Origin of the sequence: Micromonospora sp. NPDC000663 (assembly GCF_042898105.1) — a bacterium.
Lineage (GTDB): Bacteria > Actinomycetota > Actinomycetes > Mycobacteriales > Micromonosporaceae > Micromonospora.
In genome coordinates this window covers 1,168,375-1,186,710 of sequence record NZ_JBIAYR010000001.1, presented here as the reverse complement: position 1 = coordinate 1,186,710, position 18,336 = coordinate 1,168,375, and the positions used below count along the sequence as shown (strand labels likewise).

Annotated in this window: 20 protein-coding genes and 1 pseudogene; 8 read left to right on the top strand and 13 right to left on the bottom strand. The window is 73.1% G+C overall.

The features are described from left to right. Positions 1–70 precede the first annotated feature (70 nt). Entirely contained in the window at positions 71–718 is a 648-nt protein-coding gene (locus tag ACFY1S_RS05705) for a hypothetical protein (RefSeq protein WP_387113174.1), read from the top strand. Positions 719–837: 119 nt separating this feature from the next. Then, positions 838–1,758 carry a DNA-3-methyladenine glycosylase family protein gene (locus ACFY1S_RS05700; RefSeq protein ID WP_387113172.1) on the top strand — a complete coding sequence of 307 codons (921 nt, stop codon included), beginning with the start codon at positions 838–840 and terminating at the stop codon, positions 1,756–1,758. Positions 1,759–1,770: 12 nt separating this feature from the next. Here the strand turns inward: ACFY1S_RS05700 and ACFY1S_RS05695 are convergent, their stop codons facing one another. Continuing rightward, complete coding sequence (locus ACFY1S_RS05695; protein ID WP_387113170.1) at positions 1,771–2,274, bottom strand: DUF1990 family protein; 504 nt, start codon at positions 2,272–2,274, stop codon at positions 1,771–1,773. 94 nt (positions 2,275–2,368) lie between these two features. On the opposite strand from ACFY1S_RS05695, the pseudogene ACFY1S_RS05690 reads away from it, so the two are divergent. After that, positions 2,369–2,533 (top strand): annotated as a pseudogene (locus ACFY1S_RS05690) (GNAT family N-acetyltransferase); the annotation flags it as partial. A 48-nt stretch (positions 2,534–2,581) separates the two neighbouring features. On the opposite strand, the gene ACFY1S_RS05685 reads toward ACFY1S_RS05690, so the two are convergent. Continuing rightward, positions 2,582–2,794 carry a hypothetical protein gene (locus ACFY1S_RS05685; RefSeq protein ID WP_099851492.1) on the bottom strand — a complete coding sequence of 71 codons (213 nt, stop codon included), beginning with the start codon at positions 2,792–2,794 and terminating at the stop codon, positions 2,582–2,584. A gap of 135 nt (positions 2,795–2,929) precedes the next feature. Between ACFY1S_RS05685 and ACFY1S_RS05680 the strand changes: the two genes are divergently transcribed. Together ACFY1S_RS05680 and ACFY1S_RS05675 are read left to right on the top strand one after the other, a co-directional pair. Beyond that, on the top strand, positions 2,930–4,036 hold the full coding sequence (locus ACFY1S_RS05680; protein WP_387113168.1) for an ATP-dependent DNA ligase: 1,107 nt from the start codon (positions 2,930–2,932) through the stop codon (positions 4,034–4,036). A gap of 14 nt (positions 4,037–4,050) precedes the next feature. Next, a complete protein-coding gene (locus ACFY1S_RS05675) occupies positions 4,051–5,616 on the top strand; it encodes an alpha/beta hydrolase (RefSeq protein ID WP_387114322.1) in 1,566 nt (521 codons plus the stop codon). Here the strand turns inward: ACFY1S_RS05675 and ACFY1S_RS05670 are convergent. Further along, complete coding sequence (locus tag ACFY1S_RS05670; protein WP_387113166.1) at positions 5,543–6,055, bottom strand: potassium channel family protein; 513 nt, start codon at positions 6,053–6,055, stop codon at positions 5,543–5,545. The two genes, ACFY1S_RS05675 and ACFY1S_RS05670, sit on opposite strands and share 74 nt — an antisense overlap. Positions 6,056–6,125: 70 nt before the next feature. Here ACFY1S_RS05670 and ACFY1S_RS05665 point away from each other — a divergent pair, with 70 nt between their 5' ends. Then, the gene (locus ACFY1S_RS05665; protein ID WP_387113164.1) at positions 6,126–6,578 is read left to right on the top strand and encodes a GNAT family N-acetyltransferase; all 453 of its coding nucleotides are present in this window, start codon (positions 6,126–6,128) and stop codon (positions 6,576–6,578) included. A gap of 137 nt (positions 6,579–6,715) precedes the next feature. Next, entirely contained in the window at positions 6,716–6,898 is a 183-nt protein-coding gene (locus ACFY1S_RS05660) for a hypothetical protein (RefSeq protein ID WP_387113162.1), read from the top strand. A 137-nt stretch (positions 6,899–7,035) separates the two neighbouring features. Here ACFY1S_RS05660 and ACFY1S_RS05655 read toward each other — a convergent pair whose 3' ends face one another. The 8 genes from ACFY1S_RS05655 to ACFY1S_RS05620 form a co-directional block, all read right to left on the bottom strand. After that, complete coding sequence (locus tag ACFY1S_RS05655) at positions 7,036–7,761, bottom strand: ABC transporter ATP-binding protein (protein WP_387114319.1); 726 nt, start codon at positions 7,759–7,761, stop codon at positions 7,036–7,038. Positions 7,762–7,772: 11 nt separating this feature from the next. After that, positions 7,773–8,768: an ABC transporter ATP-binding protein gene (locus ACFY1S_RS05650; RefSeq protein WP_387113160.1), complete on the bottom strand. Its 996-nt coding sequence runs from the start codon at positions 8,766–8,768 to the stop codon at positions 7,773–7,775. A 1-nt stretch (position 8,769) separates the two neighbouring features. Further along, complete coding sequence (locus tag ACFY1S_RS05645; RefSeq protein WP_387113157.1) at positions 8,770–11,466, bottom strand: FtsX-like permease family protein; 2,697 nt, start codon at positions 11,464–11,466, stop codon at positions 8,770–8,772. After that, the gene (locus ACFY1S_RS05640) at positions 11,463–14,645 is read right to left on the bottom strand and encodes an FtsX-like permease family protein (protein WP_387113155.1); all 3,183 of its coding nucleotides are present in this window, start codon (positions 14,643–14,645) and stop codon (positions 11,463–11,465) included. Before ACFY1S_RS05640 ends, ACFY1S_RS05645 begins: the two co-directional genes overlap by 4 nt. A gap of 108 nt (positions 14,646–14,753) precedes the next feature. After that, positions 14,754–14,909 carry a hypothetical protein gene (locus ACFY1S_RS05635; RefSeq protein ID WP_387113153.1) on the bottom strand — a complete coding sequence of 52 codons (156 nt, stop codon included), beginning with the start codon at positions 14,907–14,909 and terminating at the stop codon, positions 14,754–14,756. Further along, a complete protein-coding gene (locus ACFY1S_RS05630; RefSeq protein WP_030336216.1) occupies positions 14,906–15,121 on the bottom strand; it encodes a helix-turn-helix transcriptional regulator in 216 nt (71 codons plus the stop codon). The genes ACFY1S_RS05635 and ACFY1S_RS05630 overlap by 4 nt, the downstream gene beginning before the upstream one ends. Continuing rightward, positions 15,121–15,600, bottom strand: a complete 480-nt coding sequence (locus tag ACFY1S_RS05625) for a DUF2975 domain-containing protein (RefSeq protein WP_387113151.1) — start codon at positions 15,598–15,600, stop codon at positions 15,121–15,123. Before ACFY1S_RS05625 ends, ACFY1S_RS05630 begins: the two co-directional genes overlap by 1 nt. Positions 15,601–15,631: 31 nt before the next feature. Continuing rightward, positions 15,632–16,243, bottom strand: coding sequence for a YdeI family protein (locus tag ACFY1S_RS05620; RefSeq protein WP_387113149.1), 612 nt, complete (start codon positions 16,241–16,243; stop codon positions 15,632–15,634). A gap of 191 nt (positions 16,244–16,434) precedes the next feature. On the opposite strand from ACFY1S_RS05620, the gene ACFY1S_RS05615 reads away from it, so the two are divergent. After that, positions 16,435–16,818, top strand: a complete 384-nt coding sequence (locus tag ACFY1S_RS05615) for a nuclear transport factor 2 family protein (protein WP_387113147.1) — start codon at positions 16,435–16,437, stop codon at positions 16,816–16,818. Between the two features lie 14 nt (positions 16,819–16,832). Here ACFY1S_RS05615 and ACFY1S_RS05610 read toward each other — a convergent pair whose 3' ends face one another. Together ACFY1S_RS05610 and ACFY1S_RS05605 are read right to left on the bottom strand one after the other, a co-directional pair. Then, positions 16,833–18,083: a DUF222 domain-containing protein gene (locus ACFY1S_RS05610; RefSeq protein ID WP_387113145.1), complete on the bottom strand. Its 1,251-nt coding sequence runs from the start codon at positions 18,081–18,083 to the stop codon at positions 16,833–16,835. A gap of 55 nt (positions 18,084–18,138) precedes the next feature. Further along, the gene (locus ACFY1S_RS05605; protein ID WP_364374987.1) at positions 18,139–18,327 is read right to left on the bottom strand and encodes a hypothetical protein; all 189 of its coding nucleotides are present in this window, start codon (positions 18,325–18,327) and stop codon (positions 18,139–18,141) included. Between the last annotated feature and the right edge of the window lie 9 nt (positions 18,328–18,336).

Below are 18,336 nucleotides of genomic sequence, written 5' to 3'. Positions count from 1 at the left end.
TGTTGCTGTTTCAACCTTGACAGCCCTCCCGCCGTACCTATGGGTGAACTGCCAAGAATGAGGAGGGCACGTGGCACAGATGAAGCGGACCGTCATCGTCGCGAGCGCGATGGTCGCACTAACGGCCTGCGCTCCCGCGGGTTACGACGGGGCGAACCCGGGCGCGGCCGAGCCGGTCGCCGTCGCCGCGGCCGAGCCCACCGCATCGGCGGAACCCGAGGCGTCGGCGGCGCCGGAGGCGCCGGTCGCCGACGCGCCGCCCGCGAACGTCGACCTGACCGAGCAGTTGATCGGCAAGAGCGTCGCCCGGATGGGCAAGGTCGTCACCGACCAGGACGGTTGGATCCTGTACCGCTTCGACAAGGACACCGCCGACCCGCCGGCGTCGAACTGCGTCGACAAGTGCGCCGAGGTGTGGCCCCCCGCGCTTACCGACGGCAACCCGCAGCTCACCGGCGTCTCGGAGGACAAGGTCGGCAGCGTGACCCGGCAGGACGGCACCCGCCAGCTCACCGTCGGCGGCTGGCCGGTGTACCGCTACATCGGTGACAAGAAGCCCGGTCAGTGGAAGGGCCAGGCCGTCGGCGGCACCTGGTTCGTGGTGCAGCCGGACGGCAAGAAGAACCTGAGCTGCCTGCCCAAGGGCACCCCGAAGGCGGTCGCCCCGCCGGCGGACAGCGGGTCGAACGACGCCGGAGGCTCGGGCTACTCGTACTGAGCCAGCGGGACACGGTGGTCGGTCGCAGCCGGGGAGGGCGCGGCCGGCCATCGTCGTACCCGGGATGTCGACGCCACGGCGGTGCCGGCGTTCCGTCTGGCACCTGGCACAGTGGCGGGGTGACCGGAACCGGGCCCGCCGCGACGCGGGTGCTGCACCCGCCGGCCGGCTACCGGCTGGCGGCGTCGGTCCGCGGGCTCACCTTCAGCCCGTACGACCCGTGCGCGCGCGTCGCCGCCGGCACCTTCTGGTGGGCCACCCGCACCCCGGACGGGCCGGCCACCCTGGCCCTACGGCCCGGTGGCGGCACCCTGCTGGCCGAGGGCTACGGGCCGGGCGCCGAGCACGTCCTGGCCCGCGCCGACGCGATCGCCGGGCTCCGCGACGACCAGAGCGGCTTCGCCGAGCTGGCGGCGGCACATCCGCTGGTCGCCCGGCTGGCCCGGGAGCACCGGGGGTTGCGGATGCCGGCGACCGGGCAGGTCTTCCCCCGGCTGCTGCGCGCGGTCTTCGAGCAGAAGGTCACCGGCAAGGAGGCGTACCGGGCATACGCGGCGACCGTGCGGCACTTCCGGGAACCGGCGCCGGGCCCCCTGCAACCGCTGCTGCTGCCGCCCGAGCCGGCGGCGGTGGCGGCGACCCCGTACTGGGTGTTCCACCCGTTCGGGGTGGAGCAGCGGCGTGCGGACACGTTGCGCCGCGCCGCCGCGCTCGCCGACCGGTTGGAGCGCTGCGCCGACGCCACCGAGGCGACCCGCCGGTTGACAGCCATCGCCGGCATCGGGCCGTGGACGGCCGCCGAGGTGGTCCGGATCGCGTACGGCGACCCGGACGCGGTGAGCGTCGGCGACTTCCACATCCCGAACACGGTGGCCTGGGCGCTGGCCGGCGAACCCCGGGGCGACGACGCCCGGATGCTGGCCCTGCTGGAGCCGTTCCGGGGTCACCGGGGCCGGGTGTGCCTGCTGTTGGAGGCCGCCGGCATCCAGGCGCCGAAGTACGGGCCGCGCGCCCCGATCCGTTCCTTCGCCAGGTACTGAGCGCCGCGGCGGTCAGCGCTCGGCGCAGAGCCGGCGCAGGGTGCGACCGAGCCACCAGGCGTACGCGTGCTGCACCGCCCCGACGGCCGGGCCGGCGGCGCGGGTGAACCACCGGTCGGCGAGGCTGAACGCGCGTACCTCGAACCAGACCGCGCCGGTGTCGTCCCGGCCGACCACGAACGCCTCCTCGCCCCGCTCCGGATGCCCGGGCAGGGTGCCGTAGCCGAAGCCGGCGAGCGTGGGCGAATCCTCGCTCCAGACCACCCGGCAGGGTCCCCAGACGCGGGCCGGGCCGACACCGAGCCCGGCCGTCACCAGTGCCCCGGCGGTGGCGCGCGGGGAGTCGGTACGCATCCGGACCCCGGCGGCGCGGTGCAGCCGCCAGCTCAGCACCGCCTCGGCAGCGGTCCCGAAGGAGCCGGCCGGCAGCGGGGACCTGTGGCGCAGGTGGTGGTATCCGCCAGGCAGCGGGCCGTGCCGGGTCTCCCCCACCTCCGGGTAGGTCAGCTCGGCCACCGCTCCCCCTCGCCGTCGTCGGACCCCGCAAGGGTACGGCCCGTGCGGGCGAGCCGCCCATCGACGAGGTGGACGGCTGTGGTGTGCTGCCCGGATGAGCGTCGAGGCGAGCATCGTCCCGGCCGGCGTCGCGGACGCCGGCGAGATCCTCACCGTGCAACGCGCCGCCTACCTGACCGAGGCGCAGCACTACCGCGACCCGTTCCTCCCGCCGTTGACCGAGACCCTGGACGAGGTCGTGGCGGCGCTGACCGGCCCGGCGAGACAACCCGAAGAATCGTGACGACCGGGTGCCGGGCGGTCGGTGTCAGGCGGCTTCGCGCAGGTCGGCGAGGCTCAGCGGGGTACGACGGCGCAGCAGTTCCTCGAGCTCGGGCACCGAACCGACCTCGCCGAGCACGTTCCGGCCCCCGCCGAACCGCTCCGGGTAGCGGCGGGTCAGCCGGTACCGGTAGCGGCCCCGGATCAACTCGACGCTGACCCGCCACCGCCCGCAGCAGTCACAGACCCACTCGGACACCCCGCGAAAGTAGCTCTGACCTGCGGTTATCTGATTCGCCCGGTGGGGACGAGCGGCGCGGCGCAGGACACCTCGCCCGCGTACCCCCGGTGATCTGCCTCACGGCTGTCGGTGCCGTCTGATTGACTGGTCGCCGTGGACCTGCCGATCAACCCTCCGGTCGAGCCGATGTTGGCCAAGAGCGTCGCCAAGCTACCCACCACCCCCGGGGTGACCTACGAGCCCAAGTGGGACGGGTTCCGGTGCATCGTGTTCCGCGACGGCGACGAGGTCGAGCTGGCCAGTCGGGGCGGCAAGTCGATGACCCGCTACTTCCCCGAGGTCGTCGAGCAGGCCCGCCAACAGTTGCCCGAGCGGTGCGCTGTCGACGGTGAGCTGATCGTGATCCGGCGGGACGGCCCGGGTGGCCAGCCGCGGCTGGACTTCGAGCTGCTGGGTCAGCGCATCCATCCGGCCGCGTCCCGGGTGAAGCTGCTGGCCGAGACCACCCCGGCGGATTTCGTCGCGTTCGACCTGCTGGCCATCGGTGACGAGTCGTTGCTCGACGAGCCCTATCCCCGTCGCCGGGAACGGCTGGTCGAGGCGCTGGCAGGGGTGCGGCCGCCGGTGCACGTCACCCAGGTCACCACCGATGCCGAGACGGCCCGCCGCTGGTTCGACGTCTTCGAGGGCGCCGGGCTGGACGGGCTGATCGTCAAGCCGGCCGACCTGCCGTACGAGCCGGGCAAGCGGCTGATGTTCAAGGTCAAGCACACCCGTACCGCCGACGTGGTGGTGGCGGGTTTCCGCTGGCACAAGTCCGGTCCGGTGGTCGGCTCGCTCCTGCTCGGCCTGTACGACGACGCGGGGGTCCTGCACCATGTGGGGGTGAGCGCGTCGTTCACCATGGCGCGCCGGGCCGAGCTGCTCGACGAGTTGGCCCCCTACCGGGACACCGGCGGTGAGCACCCGTGGGTGCACGGTGATCACGAGCGCGGCCAGCGCATCCCGGGCGGGGTGAGCCGGTGGACCGGCACGAAGAACCTGGAGTGGGAGCCGCTGCGCCCCGAGCTGGTGGTCGAGGTGGGTTACGACGCGATGGAGGGTGAGCGGTTCCGGCACACCGCGCGGTTCGTCAGGTGGCGACCGGATCGCGATCCCCGCTCCTGCCGTTACGACCAGCTCGACCGTCCGATCCGCTTCGACGTCGACCAGGTGCTGCGCGGCGATCCGGCGGCCACCGTGGACCGGGCAGCCACGTGACCCGCACCGTTGAGCTGGCACACCGTGTGCGGCGTACTCTCGTGGCCTTCGGCGTCGCGGCTCTGCTCACCGCCGGCTGCACCCTGCCGGCGTTCGCGCCGCGCACCGAGGTGGAGGGCGCGGCGGCGCCGACGGGCAGCACGCCGACCTGGCGGGCCTGCCCGGAGGTCGCCGACGAGCTGGTCGGGCGCGGCGCACCGGACATGCGGTACGAGTGCACCCGGATCGCGGTTCCCCGTGACTGGGGCACCGGTGGCGGGGCGACCGCCGGTCCGGGCGCCGGTGAGACGTTCGAGATCGCCCTGCTGCGCGCCCGCTCCACCAAGCAGCGCGACCGGATCGGCTCGCTGGTGGTGAACCCGGGCGGCCCCGGCGGGTCCGGCGTCGACACAGCCGTCTACCTCTCCTTCGGCACGCAATTCGGCGGGCTGCCGCCCTCGGTCACCGAACGCTTCGACATCGTCGGCTTCGACCCGCGCGGGGTGTCCCGGTCCAGCCCGGTGAAGTGCATCTCCGACGCCGATCTGGACGCCAGCTTCGGCTACGACCCGGATCCGGCAAGCCAGTCGGCGTTCGACGGTTTCGTCGAGCTGAGCCAGCGGATCGGGCGTGGCTGCGGCGACAGGTACGGCGATCAGTTGCCGCTGTACGGCAGCGAGCAGGCGGCCCGCGACATGGACGCGGTGCGCGCCGCCGTCGGCGACGACAAGCTGACCTACCTGGGCTACTCGTACGGCACTTTGCTCGGCGCCATCTACGCGCAGCTCTACCCGCAGCGGGTGCGGGCGCTGGTGCTCGACGGCGCGGTCGACCCGCAGCAGCGGCTGGTGGCCGGGTCGGAGAGTCAGGCCCGCGGCTTCGAGCGGGCCTTCGACAACTTCGCCCGCTGGTGCGCGGCGAACGCCGACCGCTGCCCGATCGCCCCGGACGCGCGCGCCGCGGTCACCTCGGCCATCGACAAGGCCAAGGTCTCACCGGTACGCGGCCCCGACGGCCGGGAGGCCACCGCCGGATGGGTGTTCTACGCGGTCATCTCCTCGCTGTACACGGAGTCCGGCTGGCAGGAGTTGGCCCGGGCGATCGACCGGCTGGCCGAGGGTGATCCGAAGGACGTGTTCCGACTCGCCGACTCGTACGCGGGCCGGGAGAGCGACGGGCACTATTCGAACCTGTTCGACGCCAACCTGGCCATCAACTGCGCCGACGAGACCGAGAAGCCGAGCCGGGAGCAGATCCGCCAGTTGCAGTCCCAGTGGCGCACGAAGTATCCGCTGTTCGGGCCGGCGCTCGCGGTGGGCATGGTGAGTTGCGTCGAGTGGCCGGGCGGGCGTGACCCCTACCCGACCGGGAAGGCGAACGGCGCACCGCCGATCGTGGTGGTCGGTACCACCGGCGACCCGGCGACGCCGTACGAGCAGACTCCTCGGCTCGCCTCCATGCTGGGCGTCGGTCGGGTGCTCACCTGGGAGGGTGAGGGGCACACCGCGTACCCGCAGACGTCCTGCATCACCGACGCGGTCGACGCCTACCTGATCGACCTGACCGTGCCACGCGAGGGCCTGCGCTGCCCGGCCCGCTGACCGGCTGGACCGGCGGCAGGGGCGGCACCTCGATCCCCTGCCGGGCGGCCAACTCCTCCACCAGCGCCCGCATCCGGCGCACGTCGGCCTTGAGCTGCTCCTGCTCCTCGTGCTCGAACGCGTCGTCGTCGACGATGAGCCGGCTCGCGAAGTGCGCGGTGATCAGCGGGATGACCAGCAGCACCATGGTCGAGATGAGCAGCGCGGCGAGCGTACGACCCGCCCAGGTCGTCGGCGAGATGTCGCCGTACCCGACGGTCGAGGCGGTGACCACAGCCCACCAGACGGCGTCCGCCGGGCTACGCTGCTCGACCTCCCCGTAGATGACCCCGGCCACGACGATCATCAGCAGGTACGAGGTGATCAGCGTGCGGGGTGAGTTCGCGAACCACACCAGCGCCCGGTAGATCCACCGGAACGGCAGCAGCAAGACTTCCATGCCGCTCATGCTGCTCCCTACTGGCAACCGCCACCGACCCACTCGACGTCGCTGTGTCAGGCTCATCGGCATGACCGACGTGATCTTCCGGGAGGCGGCCCGGGTCGACCTGCCCGCCGTCATCGCCCTGCTCGCCGATGACGTGCTGGGCAAGGCCCGCGACTTCACAGTTGTCGACGAGGCCTACGAGAGGGCGTTCGCGGACATCAGCGCGGACCCGCGCAACCACCTGATCGTGGCCGAGCAGGGCGGCGAGCTTGTGGGCTGCCTCCAGATCACCTACATCCCGGGGCTGGGCCGGCACGGCGCCGAACGGTCGCTCATCGAGTCGGTCCGCGTCCGCTCCGACCGGCGCGGCCAGGGGTTGGGCCGGGAGCTGATGACCTGGGCGGTCGACCAGGCCCGCCAGCGGGGCTGCGCGCTCGTGCAGCTCACCACCGACAAGACCCGCGAGGACGCGCACCGCTTCTATCTGAGCCTCGGCTTCGTGGCCAGCCACGAGGGCATGAAGTTGGCGCTCTGAACCGTCGTCAGGCCCACCCGGCTGTCCAGCGGAAGTCGAGCCGGCCGGGTTACGGTCGCTGGCGTGTACGAGGAGACGGTCCCCGCTGGCTCGCAGCCGCACCCGTCGGGGCGACGGGCGGGCTGGGTTTCTGACAGGTGGCCTCCTCGCTGCCGTGTTCGGACCCCTACGTCGACCAGGAACTGTTGTCGACCGGGCCGGGTGTCGGTCTCGTTCTGGCCCTCATGGGCTACCTGCTTATCCCGCTCGCCGGTGCCCTGCCCGACGGCCGCAAGGACGCCGACCGGCCCAACCACGACCGGCACGACCAGGCGGAGTAGGAGGACGCTTTCGTCCTGCCGTCGCACAGACGCGGACCACCATCACCGCCACCGTCAGCCAGCCAGCGACCCGCCAGCCGCCGACCCGCCAGCGACCCAACGAGCCAACGAGCCAACGAGCCAGGCTGCTGCTGCGGTCAGCCGTCGACCAGGCGGCCGTCGCGCAGGACGAGCACCCGGTCGGCGAGGTCGATCAGGGCCGGGTCGTGTGTCGCCACCAGGGCCGTCATGCCACGGGTGTGCACCACCGCGCGCAGCAGGTCCATGATGGACCGTCCGGTCTCCGAGTCGAGCTGGCCGGTGGGTTCGTCGGCGATGAGCAGGTCCGGTTCGTTGGCGAGCGCTCGGGCGACCGCGACGCGTTGCTGCTGACCGCCGGACAACTCGTACGGTCGCTGCGCCGCGTGCCCGCCCAGGCCGACCAGCTCCAGCAGCACTGCCACCCGCTGCTCCCGCTCGGCGGCCGGCACCTGCGCCAGCCGCAACGGCACACCCACGTTCTCGGCGGCGGACAGGATCGGCACCAGCCCGAAGGTCTGGAACACGAACCCGACGGTGCCCCGGCGCAGCCGCAGCAACTCCGCCTCCCCCGCCGAGGTCACGTCGTGCCCGGCCACCACCACCTGACCGCTGTCCGGCCGGTCGAGCCCGCCGATCATGTTCAGCAGTGTGGTCTTGCCCGCACCGGAGCGGCCCCGGATGGCGACGAGTTCACCCCGCTCGGCGCTGAACGAGACGTCCCGTACCGCGTGCACCGCGTGCTCGCCCCGCCCGAAGCTCCGGCTGACGCCGCTGGCCCGCACCACCTCGACGGGGGACGTCGTCGATCCATCCCCGTACCCGGTCGCTCCGGTCACCACCATGTCCCGGCTGCTCACGCCCGTGCCTCCTGTTCCTCCGAAGCCCGGTCGCCGGGCCGTACCTGCACATGGTCGGGCTCCAGATCGAGCCGGACCCGCTCCTTGAGCGACAGCGCGTCGACGAACGCGGCGGGCAGCTGCATCCGCCCGTTGCGGTCGAGCACCGCGTACTCCTCGCTGACCAGTTCGGTGGCGCCGTCCGCGCCGATCCGGGCGGTCCGGCGTACCTCGGAGGCGGTCCGGCCGTCGCGGATCGCGACGGTCCGGCGGACCTGCGTGGCCACGGCGTGGTCGTGCGTGACGACGACGATCGTCACGCCCAGCTCGGCGTTGATGGTGCGCAGCGCCGCGAAGACTTCCGCGCCGGTCGCCTCGTCCAGTTCGCCTGTCGGCTCGTCGGCGAAGAGCACCTCCGGGTCGTTCGCCACCGCCACGGCCACCGCGACCCGCTGCTGCTCACCGCCGCTGAGCTGCCCGGGCCGCCGGTCCGCGCAGTAGCCGACGCCGACCAGGTCGAGCAGTTCGCGGGCCCGCTGCCGGCGGGACCGACCGCCGCGCTTGCCGGCGAGCTGCATCGGCAGCTCGACGTTCTCCAGGGCGCTGAGGTACGGCAGCAGGTTGCGGCCGGTCTGCTGCCAGACGAACCCGACCAGCTCCCGCCGGTAGCTCAGCCGCCGCTTGGCCGACAGCGAGAGCAGGTCGTAGTCGGCCACCCGGGCGATGCCGGCGGTCGGCGTGTCCAGGCCGGACAGGATGTTGAGCAGTGTCGACTTGCCCGAGCCGGAGGCGCCGACGATCGCCAGCAGCTCCCCCCGGTCGATGACCAGGTCGAGCCCCTGCAGGGCGACCACCTCCACCCCCTCGGTCTTGAAGATGCGCACCAGGCCGTCGCAGACGATGTGTCCGCGCAGCCGGTCCTGCCCGCCGGCCCGCTCGGCGGCGCGTTGCGCGGCACGCTTCTGCAGGGCGGCCAGATCAGGCACCAGTGCACTCTGGGCGGTAGCGGTCATCTCAGCTCTCCTCTCCGAGCCGGAGCACCTCACCGAGGCGCAGCCGGCGGTTGTTCAGGGCCTCGACGGCGACCGCGAAGCCGAGGGCGACCGCCCCGAGCGCGAACACCGCGGCGACCAGACCGGGCTCGAAAGCCACCCGGACCGGTGTGCCACTGGTGAACGCGGACAGGCCGAGCACCGGGTTGAGCAGCAACGGAAGCACCGCACCGACAAGCGCGCCGGTGAGCACCGACACCCCGACCAGCGGGGCCAACTCGACAAGTAGCAGCCCGCGCCACTGCCTGCGGGACAGCCCGAGGGTGCGCAGCCGGGACAGCACCTGACCCCGGGCTCGCGCGCCGGCCAGGACGGTGAACGCGATGGCCAGCAACCCGAGCACGGTGCCGCCGGTGGCGCCGGCCACGAAGCCGAAGACCAGCACACCGTTCGCGCCACCGTTGCCGAGGTCCCGTCGTACCTGCTCCCGGGTGTCGACTGTGACACCGATGGGGCGCTCCTTACCGGTCACCGCCCCGACGGTCTGGTACCGCTTCTGCCCCTCGTCGCCGGCCCGGCGCAGCGCCTCGGCGTCGAACGTGTCCCCGGCGACCAGGAGGCTGGTCGGCACGGGCGTGGTGACCCGCGTCGGCAGCGCCTGCCAGGGCAGGATCACGAACCGGGCGGTGTTCTCGGGCAACAGCGGGAAGGCCTCCTGTGTGCCGGCCACCCGGAACTCGTACCGCTCGCCCTGCACGGAGACGAAGGCCGAGCGGTCCAGCCCGGCCTTGGCGAGGTCGGCGGCGACCGCCGGGGAGACGATGGCCGGCAGCGGCCCCGACGTCGGCTGGGCGGAGCCCAAGGCGGCCGGCACGGGCAGGTCCACACCGGACTCCCGACTCACCATGCCCAGAGCGGGACCGTCGATCAGCAGCACGTTCGTCTGCCCGATCCGCGCGTCGGTGCCGAGGTCGTCGGCCGCCAGCCGCTGATCCGGCTCGTTGAGCACCCGCGTGACGGCACGGACTCCCGGCACACCACCCAGCGCATCGAGGGTGTCCGGGGCGAGCCGTTCGCCACGGATCACCGCGTCGGCGGGAACGAGCCGCTCGGCGGCCTGGTCCCGACTCGCGTCGACGCCGGCGGCGACGACCCCGCAGAACGCGGCGGTGCCGATCGCCAGCACCACCACGACCAGCGGCGCGGCGACAGTCGACCGGCCGGCCCGCGCCGTGCCGAGGAAGGCGACGCTGCCCCGCGTCCGCGCCGCCAGCCGGCTGACCAGTAGCAACGGCCAGGGGTACGCGCGCAGCGCGAGCACCGCCGCGGCGACCGCGAGCAGCACCGGCACCGACACCAGCAGCGGGTCCACCTCGCCGAGGGTGAGGCCGCGCCGGCGCAGCAGCACCGCCGCGAGAACGGCGAGCACCAGCAGGGAGACCTCGACGGTGATGCGCCGCGCCGACGGGCGCACCCGTACCAGGTCGCTGCGCTGCGCCCCGCCCGCCGGTACGGCAAGCGTCGCCAGGGGCAGCGCCAGGGTGACGAGCACTGTCACCGCCGCGGCGTACGGGGCGGTCGGGTCGGGGGCGCCGGGGAAGAGGGTGCCGAGCAACCAGCCGCACACCGCCGCGACAGGCACCACCAGCAGCGATTCCGCGAGGCTGCGCCGGGCTCCGGCGGTGGCCGCGCCACCGCGTGCGCGCAGCAACGCGAACTCCGAGCGGCGCCGTCGGATGGCGAGGATGGCCGCGAGCACGATCAGCCCGGCGAGGGTCGCCAGGACACCCGCCCCGATCACCGCGAGCAGGGTTCGGGCGGCGTTCACCTGGGCGGCGAACGCGCGCAACGGGACGTCGACGCCCTGGGTCAGCGTGAGCCCCGCCGGCTGGTCGCGCTGCATCGCCTGCAGGCCGTCAATCAGCTCGTCAAGCTTCTGTGCGTCGATTCGGTCAACACCCAGCCGGTACCGCCAGTTGGACTGGATCGGCCAGCCCGCCGCGGCCCGCTTGTTGAAGGCCGACTGCGCGACCACGCCGACCATGACGAACGGCATGCCATCGCCCTCCGGTGCGATGATCTGCAGCAGCTGTGGCAGCCCGTCCCAGATGCCGTTGGCGCGGTCGACGGGGCGGAACAGCCCGATCACCACAAGCGGAGTGCTGTCGACGAGTCTTCCCTTGTCGTCGGTGTTGCCGATGCGCAGTTCGCTGCCGGCACGCAGGTTGAGCTTGCGGGCCACGTCGACGTCGAGCGCCACCTCGATCGGCCGGTCGGGCACGTACGTCTCGCTCGGCCACGTCCCCTCGACGAGGGTGCTCGCGCCCTGGATGTCGGGCATGGCCCGCAGGCCCAGGTCGACCAGCAGGTTACGGGCCGCCAGGTCCGGTCCGACCACGCGGGCCGCCGCCGTATCGACGCTGTACCACCGCTCGGTCACGGCCGAGCGCACCTGCGGCGGCATCTCCGCGGCCAGGGCGTCGAACCGTTCGGCGGCGACGCTCATCCCCGCCCCCGGCCCCAGGCTGGTGGTGTACGAGAGGTCCCGGCGGGCAGCCGGTTCACTGGTGAGCTGCGTGCGCAGCCCCTGCTCGGCGAGCCGGTTGACCAGCCGGGGCACCCCGCTGATGAGCAGCGTGACCACCAGGGTCAGCACCGCCAGGAGCAGGAACTGCCCGCCGTACGCCCGGACCCGCCGGACGGCAGCGCCGACGCTCATCGTTCTCCCCCGATTCGCAGCTGCACCGCCGCCACCCGCTGTCGGATGCCGGTGGCGATGAACGCGCTGAAGGCGAGCGCCGCCAGCAGCAGACCGGCCGCGGTCAGGCCGATCGGTAGCCACGGCAACGCGAACGTCGCCGCGGGGATCGGCCGGCCGGCGGCCGGGGTGAGGATGACAAGCGGGGCCATGGTGGCCCCGACCGCGGCGCCGAGCAGCAGTCCGACTCCCACGCCGATACCGGCGAGGAACGTCTGTTCGGCCAGCAGCGCCCGGGCCAGCAGCCGGGGCGTGGCGCCGAGGGTGTGCAGCACCGCGAACTCGCCGAGCCGGTGCCGGGCCGTGGCCCACACGTCCACCATGAGGCCGACGAGGGCGAGCAGCACCGCGCCGAGGGCGGCGGCGAGCATTCCGGTACGCGAGCCACGCCAGTACGGATCGTCGGCGGCCGCCTCGATCGTCTTCTGCCGGTCGAGAACTGTCACGCCTGACAGTTCGGCGGCGGCCCGGGCGGCTGCCGACGCGTCGTCGGCACCGACCCACCACTCCGTCACGGGTCGCACCGCGCCGCTGTTCCTGATCAGCGCTTCCGCCGCCGTAGGCAGGTCCATCAGCACTCCGGGGCCGGTGGTGGTCGGCACGGCGCTCAGCTCGCCGACCAGGCGTACCTTCACCGTCGCCCCGTTGAGCGGCAGATCGACGACGTCGCCGACGCGCAGGCTCAGCGCCTCGCGGACCTGCGGGGTCATCAGCACCGGTGCGGGCTCGCTCGCCCCGCCCGGCACGATGGCGAACCGGGTGGGCGGCTGGTAGGCGAACTGCCCGCCGGGGATCACCTCGACCGGGCGGACCGCGGCGAACCCGGTGTCCGTGGTCCGCACCGGTGTGGGCACCGCACCGGGGGCGGTCATCACCCAGCCGCCGCTCAGCCCTGCCGGCTGGGTCGTGCCGTCGGCCTTGACCACCGTCAGCCCGTCCACCTGGAGTCGGTAGGCGTTGCCGGCGGCCAGCCCGCCGTCGGCCTCGAACCCGGCCAGGCGCAGCCGCCCGCCCAGGTCGGGCAGTCGCACGCTGAACGGGGTGACCCGGCCGTCGCCGTCGGCGTCGACCGCCGGCAACCGCAGGGCGAGCCCGTTGGAGCTGGTGACCAGCAGCGTCACCGCGACCCGCACCGAACGGCTGGCCGACGCCACAGGGGTACGGACCGTGCCGGTGATCGTCTGTGCGTCGGCGGGCAACTCGACGCCGGTAAGTGCCCCTCGCGCGCCGATCATCCGTTGGTACTGCTCCGACGCGGATCCGTCGCCGAGCCGGTCGGCAAGGCGGACGACACCTGGGGCGCTGGCCGGGTCGACAGCTACCACTGTCACCGGCAGGCTCTCCCGACCGACCCGGATCTCGTCGCGCCATGCGGGCAGCGCCCGGCGTACGCCCGGCAGCGCGGCGAGGTCACTGGCCCGGGTCAGCGGGGCGGCGCCGGCCCGCTCGGTCACCCGCAGGTCGGCGCCGACGGTGTGGCCGGCCTGCTCGACCTGGGACCGCTCGCCGGTGCTGATCAGTGACCAGGCCAGGGTGCTGCCGCCGACGGCGAGGGCGAGCAGCAGCACCGGCCCGGCGTGCGGACGCCGACCCGCCTGCCACATGCCGAACATGGTGGCCGTCCAGGGACGTCGGTCGACGAACCGTTCGGCGAACCGGGTGAGCGGCGGGAGCACCCGCAGTGCCAGCACCGCGCCGGCCAGCACACCGAGCGTCGGGGCGGCGACCAGCAGCGGGTCGAGCCCGAGCCGGCCGTTCGAGCCGGCAAGCGGTGAGGCGTACCGGCGCAGCTGCACCCAGGCGAGCACGGCGAGCGCCACCAGCATCAGGTCGATGCTGGCCCGCTGGACGCTCACCGATCGGTTCGGGCGTGACCGGGCGGCCATGTCCGCCACGTACGTGCCGGCCCCGCGCAGCGTCGGCGCGACCATGGCCACCAGGCAGCCCACCGCGGTCGCCACGGCAGCGGCCCAGACCAGTGCGGTGTTTCCGCCCGCGGTGGAAAGTTCCGCCGACCCGCCGGGCCGGACGAACCGCAGCGCCTCCACGGCGATCAGCGGCCCGAGCAGGGCGGCCGGGGCGACCACGAGGGTGGCCTCGCGGGCGGCGAGACCTGCCAACTGCCGGCGGGCGGCGCCCCGGGCGCGCAGCAGCGCGGTCTGCGGGCGGCGGTCCTCGTGCAGCAGCGCGGCGACCAGCACCAGCGCGTACCCGCCGAGCACCAGGATGAGCAGCAGCGGGGTGGCCAGCGAGGAGCGGCCCACCAGGTCGGCTCGGGCGATGCGGTCCAGCAACCCTTCCATCTTGGTCGCCGTCTGCGCGGAGGAACCCAGTTGGGCGGCCTCCGGCACGGCTGCGCCGGCTGCGGCGAGTGCCTTGCGAACGGCTGGCAGGTCAGCGGTGTCGACGTCGCCGAGAGTCGGTTCGGCCAGCCAGGACGCCGACACCGAGCCCGGGAAGGTGGCCTCGAAGTCTGCCGGGTCGAGCGTGAACGGCCCGTACGACGTGCCGGAGCCGACGCTGCCCGCGCCCACCCCGGGCGCGAGCAGCCAGTACGCGTCGTTCGGGTCGCGGGGCCGCCAGGTGCCGGCCAGCACCAGTTGGCTGGCCCGCTCGGTGGCACGGTCGCGCAGCGGGATCCGTTCGCCCACGCTCAGGCCCAGCGCGCCGGCGACCCGCTCCGGCAGGCTCACCTGGACCGGGTCGGCGCCGGGGCGGGGCCACGCTCCGGCGGTCAGCTCGGCGTGCCCGACCAGGTCGTCGAGGGTGGTCAGGTTCGCGAAGATCGGCTCGTCGTCCGGTCGGAGGGCCGGGCCGAGGTCACCGGTCAGCTCCCGACCGGTGCCGTACCGGGCGACGGCCACGGCGACCGGCACCCCGGCGAGGCCGTCGGTGAACTGGTCACGGACCGCCCTGTCCCGGGTGGCGAACTCGGCGGCGTCACGTCCGGCGGACCCGCTGACCAGCAGACCACGTTCCTCGGCCGGGGCGGCGGTGACCAGCGCCCGCTGCCCGGCGTCCACCGCCCGGCGGTTGTAGTCGGACAGCCCGGTGACCAACGCGACGGCGACCAGCGCGGCGATCACTGCGGCAACCAGCAGCCCCCGCGCCTCACGGGCCCGCCTCCACACCAGCTTCATCCGACGCCTCCCCTGGCCCTGGCGGGCCGACGACCTTCAAGACAGGCCATCTACGGGGAAAGGTTCGCGCCCGTTACATGATCGTTATTCCGGGTGCGCCGAGCGTCGTCAGCTCCCGCGGCGCGCCGCCCGTACGGCGAACGCCACCGCGCCCACGACGAGCACCGCGCCGATGAGCTGGAGGCCCGGCGAGTCGTCGGCTCCCCCGAGCACGACGGCGGCGACACCGAGGGCGACGGCGAGGATGGCGATGACGTACCTCATGGGGTTTCCTCCTCGACCCACTCGAGCAGGTCTCCGGGCTGGCAGTCGAGCACCCGGCACATGGCTTCCAGGGTGCTGAAGCGCACCGCCTTGGCGCGGCCGTTCTTCAGTACCGCGACGTTGGCCGGGGTGAGCCCGACCCGCTCGGCGAACTCGCCGACGCTCATCTTGCGCTTGGCCAGTTCGACATCGATGCGGACGACGATGGGCATCAGATCACCGCTTCCATGTCGGTGCGCAGCGTGGTGGCCTGCCGCAGCAGCGCGCGCATCACCACCATGAGGAGCCCCAGCACGGTGACACCCACGGTGAGCAGGAACAGCAGGAGCGGCAGCCCTGGGTCACTCGCGTTGAACCCGACGTAGAGGAAGACACCCACGAGGACCGCCCACGCGGCGGCGATTGCCCACACGATCGCGTCCACCCACTTCAGGGACGCCTCCGTGAAGATGCGGTCGTTCTTGACGAGGTTGAGCAGCTGCCAGGTCGCCACGATCACCACCTGGACGCACAACACCCAGAACACCGTCACGATGGTGGCCGGCCAGCGGAGGTAGGCGTCCTCCGGCGACTCCCGGGCCATGTGCGCGAACTGCCCGGGCAGCGAGAAGACCTGGAACATGACCAGGACCCCGAACAGCACCAGGAGGAAAACTCGGAGAGCGGCTACCGCTCGATGCTCTGTAACCATGCATCGAGTTTCGCTCGTTAGTTATCGAAAGTCAATCGGTTGCCTCGGTTGTCGGTCTGGTCTTCTGCGGGTAGATCGTCTCGTGGCGGGCCAGCATGGCGACGAACTCGACGATCTTCCGCTCGCGGGTCTGCGCCCGCTTCACAGCGTTGAGGCGGTGGATGAGGGCGAACCGGTTGGTTCTGGTGAGCACGTCGAACATGGCCTGGGCGGCCGGTTCGGCGGCGATGGCGGCGAGCAGGTCGTCAGGCACCTCGGCCTCGGACGGCGGAGCGTACGCCGCCGCCCAGCGTCCGTCCGCCTTCGCGGCTTCCACTGCGGCGCGGCCGGAGGGCTGCATCAGCCCCTGCGCCTCCAGCCGGGCCACGTGCTCGACGTTGCGCCGGGACCAGGAACTACGGGACCGGCGAGGGGTGAACCGGATCCAGGAACTCTCCAGATCGCGTTTGCGGGCCTGCCCGTCGATCCAGCCGAAGCACAGGCCCTCGTCGACCGCCTGCTGCCAGGTCAACGTCGTGACCGTGCCGCCCTTGCGGGTCAGTGCGAGCCAGACCCCGGGCGACGTGCCGTGGTGAGTCGACAACCACTCGCGCAACGCGGTGGCGTCCGCGACAATCAGCTCTTCCAGCTCCGCGCTGCCCATGCCCGGCAGGTTAACCGCGCACCCCGACAGAACGCCCCGACCGGGCCACCGTGGCCCCGGCCTCCGCCCCGCCCCCGGCCGCCGGCCCCGCACCCCGGCCCCGACTCCCCCCCCACCCCGGCTTTCCGGCCCTCGGCCTCGGATCCGCGTCCGACATCGACTGTCGGTGCCCGGCGGTAGCGTCCGTCGCCGTGGACAACACCGCCGCGACCCGGCAGACCGCGCACGAGTACGTCGATCGCCTGGAGGGCCGGGACTGGCCCGGGTTGGCCGGCCTGCTCACCGACGACGTCGTCTACGAGATGCCGCAGACCCGGGAGCGCATCCGTGGCCGGGACGCGTTCCTGCGGTTCACCATCGACTATCCCGGCGACTGGCATCTGCGGGTGCGGCGGCTGGTTGCGGACGACCGGATGGCCGCCCTGTGGCTCGACGTCCGGGTCGGCGCCGAGCAGCTGGACGCGTGCGTCTGGATCGAGGTGTCCCACAGTGGACTGATCAGCCGGATCGTCGACTACTGGCCCGCGCCCTACGACCCGCCGCCGGGCCGCGAACACCTCACCGAGCGGTGGTGACGGCCGCCGTAGGCCTACGTTCGACTGTGGTAGTGGTTGCGGCGCGGGACCCGCGCCGGGTCGAGCCAGACCGGCGGTACGAACTCCGGGTGCCCGTCGCCACCGAGCCGGACGGCCCAGTCGCTCTGGTGGATGTGGCGGTGGTGGTGACCGCAGAGCAGCACGGCATTGTCGAGGCTTGTCGGGCCGCCGTCGGCCCAGTGCCGGATGTGGTGGGCGGCGCACCAGCGCGGCGGGCGGTCGCACCCGGGAAACGCGCAACCGCCGTCGCGTAACACCAGGGCACGGCGCAGCGGGCCGGTGACGAGGCGGCGCTGCCTGCCGACGTCGAGTGGTAGGCCGGCGCCGCCGAGCACGGCGGGCAGGATGGCGGCGTCGCAGGCGAGCTGGCGCACCGTGTCGGGGGTGAGCCGCAGACCGGTGTCGAGGGCGCCGGCACCGAGCTGTCGGGTCAGCCCGTCGTAGCCGGCGGTGATGACGAGCTGGGCGGGATCGCCGCCGTTCTCGGGGAGCTCGCCGGTGCGCAGGGCGAGCCGGCACACGTCGGCGAGAGCGTCGTGGCGGCGCTGCCCGGCGAAGCGGGTGTCGTCGGGACCGGCGGGCGCGCTGAGCGGGTCGATGACGGCGCGCAGCAGCGCGGCGGCCTCCGCGTCGAGCGTGCCGCTGAGCCGGAGCCGCCCGTCGGTCTGCTCGGAGATCGTGACGTGCCGGTCACGGGTGGCCCGGCCAGCCTCGGCGGCCAGGGCCGCCGCCGCGACGGCGTCGGCGAGGTCGGGTGCGACGTGGTCGAGGATCCGGGTGCCCATCCGGCGCAGCAGGGTCGGCTCGAACTGCCCGGCCCACCCGACCAGCACGCCGACCGCCTTGTCGGCGACCTCGGCACCGGCGGACGCCGAGACCGTGGCGGCCGTGTCGGCGATGACCCCTGCCTGCTCCACGCTCACCGCGCCAGCGGCCAGGGCGTGACGGACGGCGGTCGGGGCGGCGTCGAGCGAGGCGGCGAGATTGACCAGCCGACGGGCGGCGGGCATGTCGAGCCGCAGGCGGTCGCGCAGCCACACGACCGTCGACGAGGCACCCTGCGTGACCGCGACGCCCCGACCGTCCACCTCCCGGACGACCGCCAACCGCACCGCCGCCAGCCGCTGCTGGAGCCGGTGCGTGGCGTCGAGCACCGCGATCAGATCGTGCTCGGAGAGCGCCCACACGGCGGCGTCGGTGCAGCTCGCCACCGCGCTCTCGGCCCGCGCCAACTCATCGATCACGCCCACACTTTAGAACGTGTGTACGACAATCTTCGGCCGCGCGAGGCGCGTCAGATCAACCGCTCGCCGACTCCGGTCGGTGCTTCTTGATCCAGGCCTCGACGTCCGACTTCCGCCAGACCTTCCCCATCGCCAGGACGGCGACCGGCTCCGGGAAGTTCCGTTGATTGGCGATCACCGAGGCGCGTTGCCGCGACACGTTCCCGAGCATCACCCGGATCTCCGCTACGCCAACCAGGTCCACGCATTGACG